Origin of the sequence: Intrasporangium oryzae NRRL B-24470 (assembly GCF_000576595.1) — a bacterium.
GTDB lineage: Bacteria > Actinomycetota > Actinomycetes > Actinomycetales > Dermatophilaceae > Intrasporangium_C > Intrasporangium_C oryzae.
Window position 1 is genome coordinate 1 of sequence record NZ_AWSA01000115.1, and the last position, 904, is coordinate 904.

The 904-nt window shown below is 69.8% G+C and carries 1 protein-coding gene; it reads left to right on the forward strand.

The annotated features are described in order from the left end of the window. The first annotated feature begins 44 nt into the window (after positions 1-44). Complete coding sequence (gene istB / locus N865_RS21290) at positions 45-845, forward strand: IS21-like element helper ATPase IstB (protein ID WP_034810285.1); 801 nt, start codon at positions 45-47, stop codon at positions 843-845. The last annotated feature ends 59 nt before the right edge of the window (positions 846-904 follow it).

The following is a 904-nucleotide window of genomic DNA, read 5'->3' on the forward strand; positions in this document are numbered from 1 at the left end:
GGCCTGACCGCCGGGGGCCTGACCGCCGGCGAGGAGGTGGCCTGATGTCAGGCAAGGCGAAGACCGACAGCAGCGAGGCGCTCAAGCAGCTGACCTACCTCGCGGCCGCGTTGAAGGCACCCCGGATCACCGAAGCCGCAGCGAGGTTGGCCGATCACGCCCGCGACGGCGGCTGGACCCACGAGGAGTACCTCGCAGCTGTGCTCGAACGCGAAGTGTCCGCCCGCCACGCGTCCGGCGCCCAGCTGCGGATCCGGGCCGCCGGGTTCGCCGCCCGCAAGAGCCTCGAGGAGTTCGACTGGGACGCCCAACCCGGCGTCCGGCAGCAGATCGCCGCCCTCGCCTCGGGTGGGTTCCTGACCGAGGCCCGCAACGTCGTGCTGCTGGGTCCGCCCGGCACCGGCAAGACCCACCTGGCCACCGGCCTGGGCATCGCGGCCGCGAACCACGGCCACCGGGTCCTGTTCGCCACCGCGACCGACTGGGTCACCCGGCTGACCGACGCGCACCGCGCCGGACGACTCCCCAATGAGCTTGCACGGCTGCGGCGCTACGGGCTGATCATCGTCGACGAGGTCGGCTACCTGCCCTTCGAACAAGACGCCGCGAACCTGTTCTTCCAGCTCGTCTCATCCCGCTACGAGCACGCCTCGCTGATCCTCACCTCCAACCTGCCCTTCAGCGGCTGGGGCGGCGTGTTCGGCGACCAGGCCGTCGCCGCCGCGATGATCGACAGAGTTGTCCACCACGCCGACGTGCTCACCCTCAAGGGCGCCAGCTACCGGCTTCGCAACCGCGGACTCGACACCCTGCCCAGCATCAGAACCCAAGACCCGGCAGACTAGAAACACACGACCCGGTGGCCTCGTTTTCGAGCGTCGGATCGGCCTCATTTTCGAGCGTT